Raw genomic sequence first — 19,541 nt, 5'->3', positions numbered from 1 at the left:
CACGCTTATTGTCTGGTAAATACACACAATACTATCAATCTTATTCTTAATGAAAAAACGAAATATAAATTTCATAGAAGCTGCTATGAAATATAAACAGGTGACTTTTGTTATCACTGGAATGTTGCTGCTGCTCGGACTCTATTCACTGCTGAATATGCCACGTTCCGAGGACCCTAAAATCGACCCGCCGGTAGCCATGGTTTATGCGTTTTACCCCGGGGCCAACGAGATGCAGATGGAGAAGCAGGTTACCGATAAACTCGAACAATATCTTTTTTCTTTCGAGGAAGTAGATAAGGCAAAAACAAAATCGCAAACCAAAGACGGGAGTGTTTTTGTAACCGTACAGCTGAATGCCAATGTAAAAGACCGTAAAAAATTCTGGGCAACCCTGCAGCATGGACTAAATACCGTTCTGCATGCCAATATTCCCTCTTCTGTAATGGGACCCGTTGTAAACAGCAACTTCGGAGATGTGACTGCGCAAATCATTGCCATCTCCTCCGAATCAAGAAGTTATGCCGAACTGGAAGCTTACGTAGACCAGATGGAGGATGTATTGAAAACGATTCCCGAAGTTTCCAAAATCAACCGCTCAGGCGGACAGAAGCAGCAGATTTATGTTACGGTAGATGACAAAAAACTGAATCAGTATGGGTTCGATCTGTCAACAATTGTAAGAACGCTCCAAAGTCAGAACGTAACCGGCTATTCAGGAGAAATGACTATAAATGCTAATACGATTCCCATTTTCACCAACAGCCAATATAAAACTGAAGCGGATATCGCAAATCAGATTATTTATACAACGCCGCAGGGAACTGTTGTAAGGCTTAAAGATATCGCCGAAATAAAACGTCGGTATGAAGAGGAATCATCCTTTATCAGAATAGGGAACAATAAAGTAATGCTCATTACAACGGAAATGCAGCCGGGCAATAACATTGTCGCGTTTGGAAAAAAGGTAGACGAAAAATTAGCTCAGTTTAAAAGGACACTGCCGGGCGATGTTAAATTTGAAACAATAGTTAATCAGCCCAAAGTTGTTGATGAAAGTATTAGTCATTTTATGGTCGAGTTTGGCCTGGCTATCCTTTCGGTAATCATCGTTGTCATGTTACTTTTGCCAATCAGGGTCGCGGCGGTTTCCTCTATTGCCGCTCCAATTGCTATCCTGATCACCTTTGGGATCATGTACATCGTGGGCATTGAACTTCATCAGGTATCTCTCGCCGCATTGATCATCGTTTTGGGGATGGTTGTGGATAATGCCATAGTAGTGGTAGACAACTATGTAGAAAAACTGGATGAAGGCATTACCCCCTGGACCGCCGCATGGCAAGCCGCAAAACAATTAAGCGTACCCATTTTTACGGCTACGCTGGCCATTATTTTCGCTTTCGCGCCTTTGGCCATTTTCATGAATGGCACTAGCAAAGACTTCATGGCCTCTTTACCCATTACCGTAGCGATAGCGCTCATCACGTCTATGCTGGTGGCGTTACTGCTTACGCCCTATATGTCGTATGTTTTTATCAAGAAAGGACTTAAACACCAGGTAAGCGACAGGCCTCCCAAAATATCACTATTGGATAGATTGCAGAACATATTTAATGCCGGCGCAGAGTTCTGCTTTCGCTGGCCGAAATCTACAATGGCGGCAGCGGTGGTTGCGGTGTTACTTTCCTTTGTAACCGCGGGACAGGTAAGCCAGGAGTTTTTTCCTACCAGCGAACGCAACCAGTTCAACATCGAAGTTTGGATGCCAAATGGTACCGCTCTCAGGGAAACAGAAAAAACCGTTCGCGGGATAGAAGCCATCCTCACCAAGGATAAGCGCGTTGTGAGTACGGCGAGTTTTGTGGGTACAAGTTCTCCACGCTTCCAGAGTTCCTATGCCCCTGAAATTCCACGCAGAAATTTTGCGCAGATTTTTATCACTACCGAAAGCGCGAAGGCTACAGATGAAATCGTGCATGAATACCGCAAAAAATTTGAAGGATTTGTTAAGGATGGTTATATCCGCTTCAGACAGCTCAGTTTTCAGGAGGGATCACCAATTGCGATTCGTGTAATTGGCACCGATCTGAACGATCAGAAACGCATCGCAACGCAGATAGAAAATATTCTTAAGCAGGCAAAAGGAACCAACTGGGTACATCGCGATTATGAAGATGACTACCTGGCAGCAAATCTGGAAATAAAAGAAGATGTCGCCGCACGATTGGGTATTCAGAACCAGGCCATTACACAAACACTTGGTGCTGGCCTTAAAGGCTTTGCCGTTTCACAGCTTTGGGAAGGCAATAAACCTGTTGATATATTCCTCAGGCTTGACAGTAATAACCGCAAAGATTTCAACGTGTTAGGAAATATCCATCTGAGTACGATTTATGGAACAAAAGTACCATTAAAAGAGGTTGCGGAGCTGAAACCTTCCTGGCACACCGGTGTAATCGCGCATCGCAATGGTATACGGACTTTAACCGTACTTTCAGAAGCGCAGAATGGCATCAGGGCTTCCGAGATCCTAAAAAGCGTAAGGCCCGCAATTGAAAAGCTTAAGCTACCAGAAGGCATAACCTTACAATATGGCGGAGATGCGGAATCAAGTAGCGAGAACCAACCTGGAATGATGACCGCGCTTGGCGTGAGTTTGGTACTCATATTTATCACCCTGCTGTTTCAGTTCAAAAGCTTTGGAAAAAGTCTTATTATCCTGGCAACATTCCCTTTGAGTTTACTTGGTGCTTTCCTCGGTTTATACGTAACGGGCAACCCGATGGGAATGACAGCCTTTATGGGAATCATCAGTTTGATCGGTATCGTGGTAAGAAACGGGATTATCCTGGTTGATTATGCCGACGAACTGGTAACAGACCACGGATATACCATAAAAGCCGCCGCACTGGCGTCCGCAAAACGACGCATGCGTCCAATATTCCTGACATCGGCGGCTGCAGCTGTTGGTGTGGTTCCTATGATTGCAGGAAAATCGCCACTTTGGGCACCTCTGGGCAGCGTGTTGGCCTTTGGTCTGATTGTGTCGATGATACTTACACTTTTTGTTGTTCCCGTGCTTTACTACCGCTTTATCAAACCAGGGCTGCCCGTTAATGACCAGTCAGATTCGGAAGCTGATATCCAATATAAGCCATCACATACACACCCATAAAACAAACCTGATTTTGCCTTATTGGAAAGTTTTAACGACCAGTAGCTTAATCAGGGTTACTTAAAATTATACGTATGAATCTTAGAATCGCAGTTACCGCAATTATGCTATTTGCAGTACAGCAAACATACAGTCAGGATAAAAAGTATTCACTTTTGGAATGCAGAAAGCTTGCTATTGAACAGAATAAAAGAATGAAAGCCGCTCAATTCGACATCGACGCCGCAAAAGCGCGGTCACAGTCCGTTATTGCCGGCGCAAAACCCGCAATTGACGCTTCTGCTATGGGCGTTCATCTGGGCAAACCCATTGGAGGCGCATTGAATGGGGCGATACCTGATTTTTTTGGGAGTACTACCTTAACAGGAACCATTCCCATTTATACCGGGGGAAAACTTCAGAACGGTAAGGCAGCAGCTGCCAAGGGTGTGGAAATCAGTGAAACACAGAAGATACTCCTCGCATCAGAGGTTGAACTAAACGTCGATAAAGCGTATTGGCAGGTCGTTCAGGTAAAGGAAAAGATTAAAGTAGCCAATGAATACCGGAATATGCTACTAGCGCTGGAGAAAGACCTAAAAAATGCTTTTGACGCAGGCCTTATCTATAAAAACGATCTGCTTCGGGTTCAGGTAAACCTAAATGAGGCGAACCTCAATATCCAAAAGACAGAGGACGGCCTGCTTTTGGCCAGGTTAAGTCTCGCACAGGTTATCGGGCTCTCCCGACAATCTGATTTTATTATTGCGGACTCATTAACTGGAAATTTTGAGGAGCTTAAAAATCCGGCTGTATTGTCATCAGTGGCTGGCAGACCTGAGCTGATCATCATGAAAAAGGCGATTGAAGCTGAAGAATTCCAGAAAAAAATTCTTCAGGGCGACAGGCGGCCAACGTTCGGGTTATCTGTTAGTGGTATTACCTCTGTCGGTAAGGGCGTCAACATCAAAGATGGGTCTAATTTTATGGGATCATATTATGCTTTAGCCAATATTAGTATCCCAGTTTTTGATTGGGGTAGAAAGAGCAATAAGGTTAAGGAGCAAGCCTTTAAGATTTCCTCACAGCAACAACAGTACGAAGAAGCGCAGGAAATGGTAAACCTGGAAATACAGTCAGCCTACCTCCAGTTAAACCAATCTTCAAAAAAAATAAAGCTATCTGACTTATCCCTAAACCAGGCTTCAGAAAACCTGCGGATTACTCAGGATAGGTTTAAGGCAGGAACAGTAGTTGGAAAGGATGTGTCTGAGGCACAGGCGATTTGGCAACAGTCCTATAATGAAACCATCGATGCCAGGATAGAATACAGAATCAATGAAGCCATACTTAAAAAAGCAATTGGTGAATCAGCACGGTAAGAAAAGACTTTTGATAGGTCTATGGGTAGTAGGATAAGTATATTTATAACATCACCCATGCCCCATGGCTAAACCAGGTTATAAAAATGGCTGTGTCAAATGGATTGAAGTGGACCGTAATCTTCCAAGAAATCCAATTCTAATTACGACAGTTCATCTTTACAATATCTTAATCAACTAAATGATGCGAACCCCTGCGTTTACTTTTCATACGAATCCAACAATAGACCGATTGATTCTGAGCGATTTTTCATTCAGGCCACTCGAAAACTATTTAAAAAAAATAAACAGCACTTCTCCGGTCAGAACGAGGATGATCGATGAACTGATTAAAACGCTGCAAGAATATTTACCTGGTAACAGGGATAGTTTATCCTTGCTGCCAGGCCCTGATGACCAATCCTTATTTGATTTAATTTATCTGGCATTGAGCCCATTATTCGCCTGTGAACGTAATTGTTTTTTTGCGATAGCCTCGCCATTGCCGGGGAAAATACATTATTGCACGTCCGCATTTAATGGTCTTTTCAAAAATGGTATGGCAAAGGCAAAAATCATTGGCGGTATAGATCCGGAATTAAATTTGTTAAATGAATATAAGAGTTATATCTACCGCCTGATTTTAAGCCAATGTTATCACTTTTCCTTTCAGATACTCGAACCAGGACATTATACCTATACTAACCCTGAAACCGGGCTGGAAGAATATTACAAGGTAAATATTGATACTCGATTTATAGAGGTTGCGGTTACAGGTGAGTTGCCTGATGTCACGATGGATAGTATCATCAATGCCGGCCCCGCCCGTATAGACCCATTAACAATACTGGAAAAGATTTTACCATTGCACTTTTTTAAGCTATCCGGCTTTGCCGTAATTACGCTGGAAAATATTACTGATGCCTTCGCGATTGATCAAATCAGAAATGAACTTGTAAACCATGAAAACGAGGAGCACATTTACCAGCGGGTGATTAAAAGTTTAACTGTTCTCTCCGGCAACAATGCAGTTCATTTTAGCTTAAAACCTTTGGCCAGATTAAACAATGAGACAATTGTGGATATCAATCCGAAGATATACAGTTTCATGATGGATTTAGCCGAACAATTTGAAGACGAAATAATGCTCCAGTCACTCTTCAGCAGCTACCAGGAAAATCCGCTTACGTATTACTTTTCTTCAGCCAATAATGCCGGAAACAATTTTGAAATTCCCATACATGATCTTTTGGAATCAAAAAAAGTCAAAGTTTATGCTTGTCTACCATTACTTTTCAAACAAAAGGTCGTCGGCATCTTGGAAATATATGCTTTCAAAGAGGTACTATTCTTTGAAAACATCCTGGCGAAAATAGCGGTAGCATTACCTCTACTCAGCCAGTTAACGAAAAACAGTGCCGATCACTTTTCAGATAAGATTAATGATGTCGTGCGGCGACACTTCACTGTTCTGCAACCGTCCGTCCTGTGGAAATTTCATCTTGCGGCCTGGAATTACCTGCAAAAAGAGCAGGAAATTAAAGCCGGTGCCGCCATTGAATCTATCGCATTTGATGGCGTTTTTGCTATTTATGGCGCAATTGACATCAAAGATTCTACACTGAAACGCAATGATGCGCTATTGAAGGATATTCATAACATGCTGGACGAGTCCATAAGAATATCAGACAAGTTGATTAGTGCCGGGTATCCTGTTGAAATGGTCAGAACAATATGTGTTAAATTCAAATCCAAATGCCAGCATGCGGTTACATTAAAGGATGAAATAGCTATTTTAAACTTTCTGCGCCTTTATTTGAAACCGCTCTTCATGCCCCTGACGGTGGAAGAGCCGGATTATCTGGCTTATGCTAATGCTTATCTGGAACAGGTTGGTAATGGGAATGGCGCAAGCCACGCTAACCGGTGCGTTTTAGAGCAAAAAATCGCGCAGTTAAATGTGGATATAATGGGATTTATGGAAAAGATGATCGATGATTTGCAGCAGCTACATCCGAGCTACGTTAAGACGTTTAGAACTGACGGAATTGAAAGTGATATTTACATCGGTCAATCCATTACACCAAGGTTAAAATTAGATGACGGTAAAATCCGGGCGTATCGGGCTTTGCAGCTTCGGTATATGGCATTGATTGCAAAGTATACCACTCAAATGTCATTGTTATCCACATCTGCGCTAACCACTACACAACTTATCTTTGCTCCCGGCACGCCCATTACCATTACTTTCCGTAATGATGAAAAGCGGTTTGATGTGGAAGGAGCAGATAACATCAATTATGAAATAATTAAAAAGCGAATCGATAAGATATGCATTAAAGGAAAAACCGAAAGGTTGAATCAACCCGGTAAAATAGCTATTGTATATCAGGACACCGATATGAAAACGGAGTATTTGCGTCTTATAAGCATATTGCAAGATGAAGGCATCCTGCGTGAAAATGTGGAGGTTTTGCAACTGGAAGACTTGAAAGATGTTTTTGGTTTAATGGCTATCCGGGTGGGGATTTAAAAGAATCGACTATCCTAAGTTGATATTATCCCAATCAAGAAACTTTAAAACTCCTCCACTACTTTGCAAGAGGAGGAGTTTTTTGTGACACCAATTGCGCTCAGCAAAGAACTTTAATTAACCATCTTTCCTGATTTTATCACCATTTCGATATTCGCTAACTCCATAATGTCCTTAAGTGGGTTTCCTTTCAACACCAGTAGATCAGCATCCATATTTTTTTCTATCTTACCGAGATTCTTTTCGCGGCCTATGACTCTGGCGCCAACCACTGTTGCAGCACGTAATGCCTCTGCGGTTGTAAAACCGCATTTGGTGACAAAGAAATTTAGTTCATCAAGTAATACAGGGTAAGGCCGGGTAATTCCTACAACTTTATCTGTACCTGCAGCAATTTCCACGCCTTCCTGATGTATTCTCTTCAATAGTGAAAATACCCATGGATCACGTTCTTCTGAAACGACCAGGGTTGCATCCAAAATGGCCTTGTTCTTTTTCATCATCTTACAGAAAGTACTGATGTCGAGGTTGGCAATCACACTGTCTTTATACGAGGCCGGGGTTTGGTTCTTAAAGAATAAAGTATCCGTAGTCAGGTTTTCTAACATAGAAACATGCGAAAGCACTTCTACACCTGCTCCAACCACATCGATGGGTGTCGCGGGATACATCATCGAATGTCCCCATACTTTTAAACCATGCCTTTTAGCTGCAGCAACCACTTTTGGTAAAAACGCACGATCAAAAGAGTGATATAATTTTACACCGGTAGCACCAAAATTCTTAGCTACTGCCATTGCGCTGTCGAGATTGGTACCTGGAACGATCAGTTGCTCCCAAGGGTGATATGGTTTAGTCCTGAGGTGTATATTTCTGTTAAAGTACCAGTCTCCCGCCATAAAAGAGGCAAAGTAAATAGTTGCACCAATTCTTTTCCCTTCCCGAATGTTGGTCTGAGCCTCGAGTTGTGCTAAGCCGTCTCCTCCGGGATCCCTTATTGAAGTGACCCCGTGTTTTAGATAATATTCAAGATGACTGTAGGTGTTTTCTATATTGTTCATAAAAGGTGCAGTAACATGATAATGTACATCAATCAGGCCTGGAACGATAAACTTATCTTTAAAATCGATTACCCTGGCACCTTTCCATTTTTTACCTCTTCGAGCCAATGCGATAATTCGCCCTCCAGAAATTACAATGTCTTTTCCACTGATGAAGCGACCAAGGTTCACATCCATTACATTTGCGTTTGTTAAGATTAGTAGCGAATCCGCAGTCTTTACAGCCTTTGCTTTAGCGAAAGACAATCCTGTAATCAACCACAATAAGAAAAGTACGCTTAAAATAGTGTAATTCTTCATCTCTATTTTTTTAATTTCTACTACCTTCTTTTTCTGTAAATCAGCATCAAGGATACCGAAGCCGCGATCACTCCAGGTAATAAGCCTAAAAGGCCCCAGCGAATCCATTTCAGCTGACTATTATTGATTATCAATTTATTGTCTTTCGGGATTTCACGAGTGGTATCAATGGGAAACTGGTCATTGCTAAACCATCTGAAGAGTTCTGTCACAAAAGAAAAATTTAATGATTTTGGTGTCTGTCTGCTCACCTCTCCATTACTCATAAAGTCTGCGTCTCCGACTACGAAAATACGCTGCTCTTTTTTTTCGGCTTTTTTTCGCAGAGCAAAACCAATCGGGTAACTATTTTTGTCTCCATCTTTGCGAGGATCTGGTAATGTCTGTGTTTTATCAGCAGGAAGTCCTGGAATAAGCCAGGTGTCTGAAGGCCGACTTACAAGCACGGGAAAAAGTTCGAAGCCATCGTTAGAAACGGCCTCCAATGCTGCCACACTTGGAGTGGTAACCGAAGCACTGTCATTATTTTCAAATACACTGTTTTTCAAAAAGCTCGTCCAGTTTTTACTGATCACATTACTGAGAACGAAAGAAGGTTCAAAGTTTAAACTTTTTTGAACGAGTATTCCATCCTTTAATGATACACCCACTAAACCAAGCAAAGGATTGTTTATCTGCCCGCTTCCGGGTTCCGCGGCAATCAGCAGATTTCCACCTTGTTTTATATAAGCTTTGAGGTTGTCCAGTTCAGTTTTATTGTAGGCGGTTAAGGCATCAGCAAGCACAAGGATGTCAACACGCTTATCCATCATACTGTCCGTTAGGGAAACCTCTTTGACATCGAAACCTTGGTTAATAAGTGAATACCGGAAACTGACTTCTGTGGTGGAAGTTTTGTAATCTTTATCTCCAGAACGGCCGATGCTTCTTTCACCATGTCCGCTCACGAAACCTACCTTTGGTGGGCTTACGACCAGCCTTTTTAAAGCAGCGGTAATTTCTTTCTCCCCCGGTTGTCTGTACAAATCGTCATAGACGCGCAGGAACGTTGTTTTGCCCTGATAAGAAACCGTACGTACAGACCTATATCGCTCCGCTTTAAGGTCAATCACTTTGTTAATCTCTTCAGGCCGCAAAAAATCTTCGAAGTTCACTTGCATTGCCTTCGCTATTTTTCTTGCGATTTGCTCGTCATTCAAACCTGGATTTTCCTTGTATCGAAGTTCATTATCTGAATGTGCCCAATAGAAAACATATTTCATACGCATATCGGGCATAAATCGAGAATACATTTCAAAATTCTTCTTGTCGCTGTTTTGGAATTTCGGCAAGCCGAAAAAGTAATTTTCATCAAGTAAATTCAGGTAGGTAGTGATTTCAATTGGGCCTTTAAACTTTTTGATGACTTGCTGGCTCTCGGCAGTCAGCGTACGACTTTCTGTCGCACTCATGTCTTTATAGAAAATAAACCGTGGCATTGTGCTCAGGTATCCCAACAGCAACATAAAAAGTGTAAAACTCAGGTACCTAACTATCTTCGCAGGCATAGAGATCGTTCTTCGTTCAAACTCCAGCTTGAATAGTGTCAGTCCGATAAACAACACAATTACGATCAGAAAATAAAAAATGTCGTTGCTCCCTAATAATCCACCTATGGATTCCTGCGCCCTGCCTGCCATGGAAAGGAAATAAGTGATGTCACGAACGAAATTTATATCCTGCCACAATCCACCGATAAAATTCAATGCGGCAAGCAGAACCAGGGTACTGATGGCGGCGACAACCTGGTAACTGGTCAAACTGGACATGAATAGTCCAATCGCTGAATATGCGCAGATCAGCATATATAGGCCGATAATACCAGAGATAATAAACCAAAAATCGACATGGTCAATTGTAAATACTGAAGTCATACCTATACCCAACAACACAGCCATAAGGATTAGGCAATAAGTGATCATAGCCAGGTATTTGCCCACCACGATGTCGAGTACCCGTATTGGTGAAGAATAAAGCAGCTTAATGGATCCACTATAGGTTTCCCTGCTGATGAGTCCCATCGTAAGCAATGGGATATACAAGTAAAGGTACTCCTGCATATTGGGGAAAAGGCATGAAAATCCGGAAAACAGCCATCTAGTTAGGTTAACCGCTGGCTGTCCCATCTGTTGGGCCCGCTCCATCTGTTCTAATGTTGCAGTGTATTGCCATCCGGACTGAAAAATAAACACGATCAATACAATCCATGCCACAGGCGAATAGAACAACTGACTGAGTTCAATGCGTGCGATCCTTAATATATTTTTCATTTCCGGGAAGCTTGTTTATTTGATAATTGTGCAAAAATTTGATCCAGAGAGCTTTTTTCAAGCGTAATTTCTCGCATACGCCATCCCTGATCGGCGCTGGTTTGAATGAGCCGTTCGCTAATCTCCTGTCCAGCATCAAACCGGATTCTGAATTTTCCTGGCCTCAGCATTTCTACTGAATTAACGCCACTCAGATTTTCAAGAATGACCAATTCCGGAGGGTTCAATAAGGTCATAATGAGACTATTTGGCTCTATATAGTTGTCAAAAGCTTCCATGGTATCTGAAAAGACCATGGTTCCGCTTTCAATCATTTTAACCTGATTACAAGTGGCCTGGATTTCTGACAGGATATGAGAGGAGAAAATAACGGCCTTTTCTTCTCCGACTTCCTTAATCAACTTGCGTACCTCGTAGATCTGATTGGGGTCCAGGCCATTTGTTGGCTCATCGAGTACGACCAATTTAGGTTCATGGATGATCGCCTGTGCAATTCCGACCCTCTGTTTGTAGCCACCAGACAGGTTGGAAATCAGACGATTCTTAAAATGAGATACACCGCATTTAGCCATTGCTTTATCCACTGCTGCATTTACCATTTTTTTATCAACCAAACGCAAGAAGGCACATTGTGTTAGGTATTCCTTAACGGTGAGATCCATATAAAGGGGCGCATTTTGCGGAAGAAAGCCAATTAGTTTTTTTGCGGAGATCGGGTCTTTATGCATCATGTAACTGCCTACCTCTACAGTTCCTTCTGTTTGATTGAGCACTCCACACATGATGTTCATGGTGGTTGATTTTCCCGCTCCATTCGAACCGAGCAAACCGAGAACACCCAATTCATTGATCTCGAAGTTGATGTCACGAATTGCCCATGCAGTTCCATAGCGATGAGAAAGGTTTGTGATTTTTACAATCTTATTATCCATTCAATTGAAATTATATAGTACTTAAAATATGACCTAAGCAGCACCGTCAAAATGATTGGTGCTACTTAGGTTATTTATATTTTTGTTTATCTGTAATCAGGGTTCTGTTTCAGATTAGGATTCGCGTTAATGGCTACGGTGGGCAAGGGCAATAATTTTGCAGCGGGGCGGTATGCAGACTTCAAAGTCGGTAGTACCAAGTCTGCCTGTCCTGTACGTTTTAAATTATACCAACGGTATCCTTGCTCACAAAAAAACTCCTTACGGTTCTCCATAAGGATTTCGTCGATCAAGTCCGATCTAACGGATGTTGTACTTTCTGTCGCTTTAGCCCGGGAACGGATCATGTTCATGTCATCACGGGCACCAGAAAGGTTAACACCTATACGGGCCCTTGCTTCAGCCCTGATCAGGTATTGTTCCGCAAGACGCAAAACGGTCTGAGATTCAGCAACACCTGCTGCAACGGCCGTTGCGTTTGAAGTATATTTATATTTATAAGGCAGTACTTTGAGAGAAGTACCCGATCCATAACTTACCATCCATTTCTGTCCACGAAGATCAGCTGAAATAAAAAGGTCTCTGAATGTTTTCCTGATATCAAACTGTGGCTCTGTGCCGGAAAAAGGTAAAAATGCGCCAGCCTCATCCGTGTACTGATTCGTAGGCGCGATTGGAGAAGACATTTGCCAGATGCTTTCCAGATTATCTTTTACCCATACACCAGTCGCCATATTTGCCGATGGGATCAACGAATAAAGATTGGTTGCCGCAATCACCTCAGAAGCATTCTTTTCAGCAGCGTCATAATCGCCTGTAAACAGGTAAGTTCTGGCCAGCAAAGCTGTGGCTACGTAATGATTTACGCCTAACCTTTTATTTGAAGCGTTTCCTGTATTTGATGAAGCTGAATAATCCATCAAGAGGTCTGATTTGGCAGCCGTTAAATCGATAATGATCTGCTTATAGATGTTGTCAACCGTTTCTTTGGGTTGCAGTGAGGATATACTTACCTCTGTAGTCAGTACTAACGGCACCTCACCAAAAGTGTTCACGAGGTTGAAATAACAGTACGCCCTGAAAAATTTGGCTTCAGCAGTTAATTGCTTTTTAACAAGGTCGGAAGTTCCCTTATATTTTTGCAGCCCCTCAATGATGGAGTTCGCCTTGTAGATCGTTGAATACCAGTCAGAAAAAATGTTGTTTTGCAACAGGCTAATCGTGTTGTAGCTATTATTGTAGGCCTCATTACTAGATTCATTGAGTCCATTGTAAATTAAGTCGTCGGCAAAAAGAGAATTGTACAGCGATAGATTAATAGTTTGGGTTGAAGATTGAGCAAGACCAGTGTACATACCTGACAACGTATTGGCTGCCAGTTTATCAGAGGAAAATGCAACTTCACTTTTGATTTCATTAATAGGCGGATCAACTTCCACCATCTTTTCACAGGCCGATAAAGCCACGGTTACGAATGCGGCAGTTCCTAAAAATATTTTTTTTATTATTGTTGACATAACTGAAATTTTAAAATGTAAACTGTAAACCTGCAACTATTGTACGCAATGGCGGCGTCCCGATACCTTTGGATTCGGGATCTAAACCTTTATAGTTTGTGATTGTAAATAAATTTTGGGCTTGGGTAAATACCCTGATCTGCTGTGCATGCACTTTAGAAATCCATTTTGAAGGCAGCGAATAAGATAAATTCACATTTTTCATTCGAATAAATGAGGCATCAACGATATTGGCATCAGATGCAGACCATGAACGGTAGGCATTATATGCCGCCCTACCGTTTACACTGAAAGTGCCTGCTGTAACCAGGTAATCGGGAGAGCCAAGAGCCAGATATTGCTCCACTAAATTCTTAGTAGAATTTAACCCATATCCCGGAGGGTTGTTAAACTGAGCTGCTGTTGTTGCGCCTTTTTGCTTAACAAACTGAAAAGTAAAATCAAAGGTTAAGCCTTTGTAAGTAAACGTGTTCGTTAAACCACCGAAAAAGCTGGGATAAGAAGTGCCTGCAAAATACTGGTCTCCACGTCCGGTAACTGCAAATCCTAATGTAGGATTGGCTGTCCCACCTATGCCGTCAAAATCGGTAAAAGCAGGTAAATTGGTCACAGGATTTATGCCAGTAAACTGGTAAACATAGTATCCGTTGAGTGGTTTACCGACAAGATAAGTAGTGTAATAAGAGGTTTTCTCAATATTTGGAAACGACAATAACTTGTTGTTGTTTTTACTGATGTTGAAGGCCGAGGTCCAGGAAAAGTTTTTGATCTTAACGTTTGTACTGTTTATGCTTAGCTCTAATCCTGAGTTCTGAACGGTCGCAGGCAAGTTACTCTGATAACTTGGAAAGCCTGCTTGCGTACTCAAAGGATAGTCGATTAGCTGATTCCCCGAGCGGTTGTTGTAATAAGAAGCGCTTAAAGACAACCGGTCATGAAAGAAGCCAAGTTCCACTCCTAAATCGAATTTTTTAGTGCTTTCCCATTGAAAATCATTATTAGCGATCCTGGTAGGAACCAAACTTGTGTTGCCATTATAGAGAAACGGATAGGAAGAAAAACTTTCGTAATACTGATAGTCTCCAATCTCGTCACTTCCAATAATCCCATAGCTCCCGCGTAGCTTACCAAAGCTAAACCAGCTTATTTTATCTTTAATGAAATCCTCTTCAGAAAAAATCCAGGCCGCACCAGCGGAACCAAAATTTCCGAATCTTTTATTTGGGCCAAAACGGGAGGAACCATCTCTTCTAAAATTAAGGTTAACAATGTATTTATCTTCTATATTGTAATTTAACCGCCCAAACAACGAAGCATATTTATAATCCTTAGACGAATTACTTGTGGAAATGGAAGTCGCTTGGTTTACATTTCTCATGAAATTATCATCACTAAATCCGGAAGCGAGTGTATAGAAAGGCTGCTTAGACTGTTTAAATTGGTAAGTGCCGCCAACAAGCGCATTTAATGTACCCTTCCATACTTTATGATTATAAGTGATCTGAGGTTCTACGATATAGTTATTTGAATAGGTGTAGGAATAAGCTGCTGTTCCTGATGCAGGTGCAAAATATTCAGTACTTAAAGATTTTAGTGGTCTCAAAGTAACCTGGTTCATATCTGTTTTGCTGTAACCAAAAGCAGATTTGATATCCAGCCCCTCCAGTATCGTGTATCTGAGGTTCAGATTTCCCAGCAAATTGCTTGAACGGTTATCATTAGTTTGAAGCAGATAACCGTATGGATTTGAACCTCCTACCCAGTTTAGTGTGCCATTGGCCTTGTAAACCGAAAAATTTGGAGGCAGAGAATAAGAATACTTTGACAGATCTAAGGTAGAAATGTTATTTTTATCGGTTGAGTACAGGGCAGAAAATCCCAGGTTAAATTTCTTGTTCGAAGAGCTGTGGTTTAAATTCACATTTACGCCTCCGCGTTTATACCCCTGGTCTCCCGGATAAACATTACCTTCCTGATGATAAGCGCCACTAAGGTAGAAATTGGTGTTTGCGTCTCCTCCTGATACATTAGCTGAAACATCATGTGTCCGGGCGGTACCGCCAATCAATTCCTTTTGCCAGTTTTTACTCAGATTCTGGTCATATACCGTTAGGTCCGGCGCATTGGTAGTAGTAGGTGTGTTGGAACTGGTTGTCAGGTTGGCGAAACCCTTTTTACGCAAGGCCAGGTATTCTTCGGTACCTAACAAATCGACAAAATTAGCAACAACGGATGCCCCGCTAGACGCATTGACACTAAACTTTGTTCTTCCGGCTGAGCCTTTTTTAGTAGTAATCAGCACAACCCCGTTGGCTCCACGAGAACCGTAAATCGCAGTTGCATCGGCATCTTTAAGTACTTCAATGCTTTCTATATCTGAAGGGTTAATGATATTTAATGGGCTAGTGTTTCCTTCCGCGGAGGGTAATACAGAAGTTATCGAAGATGCGTTGTTAATCGGTTCGGAAAGAAATGGTACACCATCTATAATATAGAAAGGGCGGTTATTTTTTCCAATAGAATTGACACCTCTAATCTGAACGCTGATTCCCGCTCCAGGCAAGCCATTGGTTTGGATCACCTGTACGCCTGGCAATGTTGCCTGCATTGCTTGCAAAGCGTTGGTGACAGGCTGCTTTTCAATGTCTTTTGCCGTAATTCCAACCTGAGCACCAGTGCTTAATCTCCTGGTAGTGGTACCATAGCCGATCACCAAAACTTCATCAAGTTTCGCCGGATCCAGTGTCATATTGACATCAAGCTGAGCTTTTGCCTTTAATTCGGTCGTTTTATACCCCAAATAACTAAAAATCAAAATTTGGTCGTCATCTGTATGGAGGTAATACCGACCACTTTCGCCAGTGACCGCCAATTTATTTGTGCCCTTGACTTTGATGACCACACCAGGCATGGGCAGTCCATTTTCGTTCAGCACTACACCAATTACATCAATTTCTCCAAAATAATGCTTCAAATCATCGAAGATTGTCTTTTCTTTCTCTCTGATTACAATATCTTTATTACTAATTATATAGGTAAGTGGCAACCCACGAAGGCAGCGATCCATGACAACCTTAAGACTGGCATTTTCAACTGAGATATCTAATGGAGAAGCAGCATCAAAAATCTCACTGTTGTAGATAATGTCGTATCCAGTCTGGACGGTTATTTTTTTCAATATTTTCTCAATACTTGTGTTACGCTCTTTGAGTGTGACACGTTGTCCACTGGCACCCAGTGAAACTTGCAAAAATCCAGCTATCAGGATAATCATAGTTAATTTCATAACTAGGAGTGATTTTTTGATGCAGCTAGGCGGCGTACATACAAATTGTTTAAAAATCATAAATTTCATTGTTTTTAAACAGCTCAAAAGGGAACGAGTAGCCCCTTAAAAATGCCTTTTACGAACATTTATTTCATTTATATTCGCTTGGTTCTCGGGCAGTTTTATTAAGTTTGAACTGTTTGGGTTTTACTTGTTTGTCTAATTCACATTGTTAACCAGGTTAACCTGAACATTGGCTGGTCCCGACGGCGAATTGGGATCAGCTTTATATAGCTATCGGTGCCTCTATTACATTGGAGACAACTACTACTAAATTGTTCTTGAAGGGATGAGGTTTAGGGAACTTTTCTGTAAAATTTCTTCATTTTTTAATTGATTAGGTTTGTTGATTTATGTTGATTTGGTAATGAGTTCTATGTTTTTTTGCTTGTGCCAATTCTACTTCGTAATGATTACTTTCCTACCCTCTGTTTTAAAGTGTGCTCTGCCTGTCGCCTCCAATACTTTTAAGAGTTCAGATAAATTTGCATACCGGGATACGCTTCCGGTAATTTGTTTGTTTTGTATATCGTCCTCAAATATTACCTCGACATTATACCACCTGGCTACCTTACGCATGATCGTGCCCATGTCTTCTCTGTCAAAAATAAACTTACCATCCCTCCATGCTACAGCCTCGTTCACATCAACCTCTTTGACGGCTATGCGGTTATCAGGCAATAGAATTGACTGTTGACCTGGTTTCAAGATTTTTTCATTTCTTTCTCCTTTTTGAAACACAACCTTTACACTACCCTCAAGAAGGGTCGTTCTGACAATCTTATCATCACCGTAACTGTTGATATTGAAATGGGTACCCAAAACTTCCACCTCCTGACCTTTACTCTCAACAATAAAAGGATGGGCTTTGTCCTTCGCGATCTGAAAATAGGCCTCGCCATCAAGTTTCACTCTTCGCTGCTTATGTTCATTTAGACTGGTGGAATAAGTTAAACTCGAGGCTGCATTCATCCAAACCCTCGATTTATCGGGCAAGGTTAAAACATAGGTTTCGCCTTTGGAAGTGGTCAACGTATTGATGTTATTTTCAACAGAAGTAGTTTCCTTGATTTCATAAACTATCTGGCCGTCTGCAGTCTTGGTTACACTAATGCCAGCCTCTTTTGCGATCTCCCCATTTGCCGCATCACTTAGACTAATCTTTTTGCCGTTGGAGAGTGTAAGTGTAGCCGCGATTTTTCCGGGAGTGATATCAGTTGCGTTCGTTGTGATGTTTGTATTTTGCTGTTTATGATACACAAACAAACTTGCTCCAAATACAATTACAGCAACAGTCGCAGCGACAGATGCGATACGAGGCCACATTCTCCAAACTTTCGAGGGCTGATGGATTCGTGCGAACAGGCCGTTCTCTAAACGCTGTTCCAGGAAGAACAATTGTTTGTCGCTTAATAAACTAGTCTGGTCAGGTTCATCGCGAAATAGCAGGTAATAATCATCCAGCGCATTTTTTTCTTCAGTACTGGCCTCACCATCCAGATATTTCTGTACGAGTTTCTGAAATTCTTTTTGATTTTTGCCGGACATAATTACCACTGTTTCTAAATACAGTGTCTTATTTTTCAGAAACTCCCAACCAAAGTGATTTTTTTTATTTCAGACTATGTATAAGCAAAGGTAGTAATGCGAGAAACTTGTTGATGTCCGTCTTTAAGGCTACTTCGGTATTGCGCAGTATATTTTGTACCGTTTTTTGAGGGACGCCCATTTCCTGACTGATCTTTTCTGTTGACTCTTCCTCCATGTAACGCCTTATGAAAATTTCCCTGCGTTTTTCTGGCTGTGCCGCCAGCCACTGCGCTACGAACAGATTTAATTCTTTCAGAAACAATGCGGAATCGGCACCATTATTTTCGTAAAGGAGATGTTCCAATGGCTCCTCAAAAAAGGGCATTATCTTTTTTTTGCGGTATTGCCGGTAAACGGCATATTTGACGGCGGTATTTAAATATGCCTCCAGGTTGATAATTTCACGGTCCGCCCTGCTCTCCCACAAGTCAGCTAATATATCCTGTACCAGCTCTTCACTTTGCTGCGGATCATTCAGGCGGCGGCAACACTCATTGTAAAGGACTTTCCAGTATTTGTAATAGATCAAACGTAGCGCACGCTCGTCGCCACCCTTTAATAAGGGTAATAACTGATCATCCGTTAGTTCACTTAACCTATTCATACTTCAACTCCCAACTTGGCACATTAACAGATTTTATTGTAGCCAATTCACTAAATTCTTTTCACAATATTAATTAAAATGCCGGAATATAAGCAGTTTAAGAGCTACGAAATACATAAAAAGTAACATCCCTAAAGCGATAAATCCTTCTACATTGCCAGTTTATGGAAACTTAATGGCTATTCACCGGAAGTATCCGTGATCCAAAAGCGCTACACAGCTATAAAAATACCCCGATCATCTGGTATCTGATCGTGTTCATAGCTATTTGGAGAGGACGCCAAAATATTTTTGCCTAATTGATTTTTCCGGGGTAATGAACCTCGTATTTTGTTTTTGCTTTTCTTCTTCGGCACCATACCAGCCCCATATCGCTCTTTATTCTGATTTATTTTCCTGGACATCTTCCGGTGTTAATTGCTCAATAAGTAGAGGTGGCCTGTACCTCTCTTCTAATCGCATCAATATCATTTTGAATTTCCGCGTGTAACATCTTTTGCTTAATCTTTACATCGGAACTATCAGCCACAATTCCCACAAATTCGAATGAGGAGAGCATAGCGATCTTCGAGGCGGGAATCACTGATTCCGTTTGCGTGGATTTAGAAATAGAATTAAAAGAATTCATATAGCAATTATGCAAAACATTTAAGATCAAATTTCTCAAGCGCAGACAACCAATATACATCCAGAACAACAAGGGCCTGATCCCGTTAACATTCATTATCTCAGTAGCAACCTAACCCCGTGCGGGTCAATATATATTTCAGCAAACTATCAGCCTGGTGAAAAAACTAGGCGGTCAGTGTGATTGCTCCGCGAGGATTAATACTAAAGGGCCGGAACTCA

Annotated in this window: 11 protein-coding genes; 3 read left to right on the top strand and 8 right to left on the bottom strand. The window is 41.6% G+C overall.

From position 1 onward, the window contains the following. Positions 1-85 precede the first annotated feature (85 nt). The 3 genes from OQ267_RS11495 to OQ267_RS11485 all read left to right on the top strand — a co-directional run bounded on the left by OQ267_RS11495 (position 86) and on the right by OQ267_RS11485 (position 7,051). Positions 86-3,178: an efflux RND transporter permease subunit gene (locus tag OQ267_RS11495; protein ID WP_265836036.1), complete on the top strand. Its 3,093-nt coding sequence runs from the start codon at positions 86-88 to the stop codon at positions 3,176-3,178. 74 nt (positions 3,179-3,252) lie between these two features. Further along, complete coding sequence (locus OQ267_RS11490) at positions 3,253-4,539, top strand: TolC family protein (protein WP_265836035.1); 1,287 nt, start codon at positions 3,253-3,255, stop codon at positions 4,537-4,539. A gap of 181 nt (positions 4,540-4,720) precedes the next feature. Beyond that, positions 4,721-7,051, top strand: a complete 2,331-nt coding sequence (locus OQ267_RS11485) for a hypothetical protein (RefSeq protein WP_265836034.1) — start codon at positions 4,721-4,723, stop codon at positions 7,049-7,051. Positions 7,052-7,164: 113 nt separating this feature from the next. On the opposite strand, the gene OQ267_RS11480 is transcribed toward OQ267_RS11485, so the two are convergent. The 8 genes from OQ267_RS11480 to OQ267_RS11445 form a co-directional block, all read right to left on the bottom strand. After that, positions 7,165-8,412 (bottom strand): amidohydrolase family protein, encoded by a 1,248-nt coding sequence (locus OQ267_RS11480; RefSeq protein ID WP_265836033.1) that lies wholly within the window; start codon positions 8,410-8,412, stop codon positions 7,165-7,167. Positions 8,413-8,432: 20 nt separating this feature from the next. Beyond that, positions 8,433-10,721, bottom strand: a complete 2,289-nt coding sequence (locus OQ267_RS11475; RefSeq protein ID WP_265836032.1) for a Gldg family protein — start codon at positions 10,719-10,721, stop codon at positions 8,433-8,435. Continuing rightward, positions 10,718-11,653 (bottom strand): ABC transporter ATP-binding protein, encoded by a 936-nt coding sequence (locus OQ267_RS11470; protein WP_265836031.1) that lies wholly within the window; start codon positions 11,651-11,653, stop codon positions 10,718-10,720. The genes OQ267_RS11475 and OQ267_RS11470 overlap by 4 nt, the downstream gene beginning before the upstream one ends. An 86-nt stretch (positions 11,654-11,739) precedes the next feature. Further along, positions 11,740-13,170, bottom strand: a complete 1,431-nt coding sequence (locus OQ267_RS11465; RefSeq protein WP_265836030.1) for a RagB/SusD family nutrient uptake outer membrane protein — start codon at positions 13,168-13,170, stop codon at positions 11,740-11,742. Between the two features lie 10 nt (positions 13,171-13,180). Continuing rightward, positions 13,181-16,456 (bottom strand): SusC/RagA family TonB-linked outer membrane protein, encoded by a 3,276-nt coding sequence (locus OQ267_RS11460; protein ID WP_265836029.1) that lies wholly within the window; start codon positions 16,454-16,456, stop codon positions 13,181-13,183. A gap of 441 nt (positions 16,457-16,897) precedes the next feature. Then, a complete protein-coding gene (locus OQ267_RS11455) occupies positions 16,898-18,046 on the bottom strand; it encodes a FecR domain-containing protein (RefSeq protein WP_265836028.1) in 1,149 nt (382 codons plus the stop codon). A 64-nt stretch (positions 18,047-18,110) separates the two neighbouring features. Continuing rightward, positions 18,111-18,692 carry an RNA polymerase sigma factor gene (locus tag OQ267_RS11450; RefSeq protein WP_265836027.1) on the bottom strand — a complete coding sequence of 194 codons (582 nt, stop codon included), beginning with the start codon at positions 18,690-18,692 and terminating at the stop codon, positions 18,111-18,113. A gap of 421 nt (positions 18,693-19,113) precedes the next feature. Next, positions 19,114-19,320 carry a hypothetical protein gene (locus tag OQ267_RS11445; RefSeq protein ID WP_265836026.1) on the bottom strand — a complete coding sequence of 69 codons (207 nt, stop codon included), beginning with the start codon at positions 19,318-19,320 and terminating at the stop codon, positions 19,114-19,116. Positions 19,321-19,541: the final 221 nt, after the last annotated feature.

The sequence above is a fragment of the Pedobacter sp. MR22-3 genome (assembly GCF_026240075.1).
Lineage (GTDB): Bacteria > Bacteroidota > Bacteroidia > Sphingobacteriales > Sphingobacteriaceae > Pedobacter.
This window is presented reverse-complemented; position numbering and strand designations above follow the sequence as displayed.

Bases quoted from the DNA above. Each gene is read 5' to 3' on its own strand.
- OQ267_RS11445 (WP_265836026.1), bottom strand. From the start codon at position 19,320: ATGAATTCTTTTAATTCTATTTCTAAATCCACGCAAACGGAATCAGTG.
- OQ267_RS11465 (WP_265836030.1), bottom strand. From the start codon at position 13,170: ATGTCAACAATAATAAAAAAAATATTTTTAGGAACTGCCGCATTCGTA.
- OQ267_RS11450 (WP_265836027.1), bottom strand. From the start codon at position 18,692: ATGAATAGGTTAAGTGAACTAACGGATGATCAGTTATTACCCTTATTA.
- OQ267_RS11455 (WP_265836028.1), bottom strand. From the start codon at position 18,046: ATGTCCGGCAAAAATCAAAAAGAATTTCAGAAACTCGTACAGAAATAT.
- OQ267_RS11470 (WP_265836031.1), bottom strand. From the start codon at position 11,653: ATGGATAATAAGATTGTAAAAATCACAAACCTTTCTCATCGCTATGGA.
- OQ267_RS11490 (WP_265836035.1), top strand. From the start codon at position 3,253: ATGAATCTTAGAATCGCAGTTACCGCAATTATGCTATTTGCAGTACAG.
- OQ267_RS11480 (WP_265836033.1), bottom strand. From the start codon at position 8,412: ATGAAGAATTACACTATTTTAAGCGTACTTTTCTTATTGTGGTTGATT.
- OQ267_RS11460 (WP_265836029.1), bottom strand. From the start codon at position 16,456: ATGAAATTAACTATGATTATCCTGATAGCTGGATTTTTGCAAGTTTCA.
- OQ267_RS11475 (WP_265836032.1), bottom strand. From the start codon at position 10,721: ATGAAAAATATATTAAGGATCGCACGCATTGAACTCAGTCAGTTGTTC.
- OQ267_RS11495 (WP_265836036.1), top strand. From the start codon at position 86: ATGAAATATAAACAGGTGACTTTTGTTATCACTGGAATGTTGCTGCTG.
- OQ267_RS11485 (WP_265836034.1), top strand. From the start codon at position 4,721: ATGATGCGAACCCCTGCGTTTACTTTTCATACGAATCCAACAATAGAC.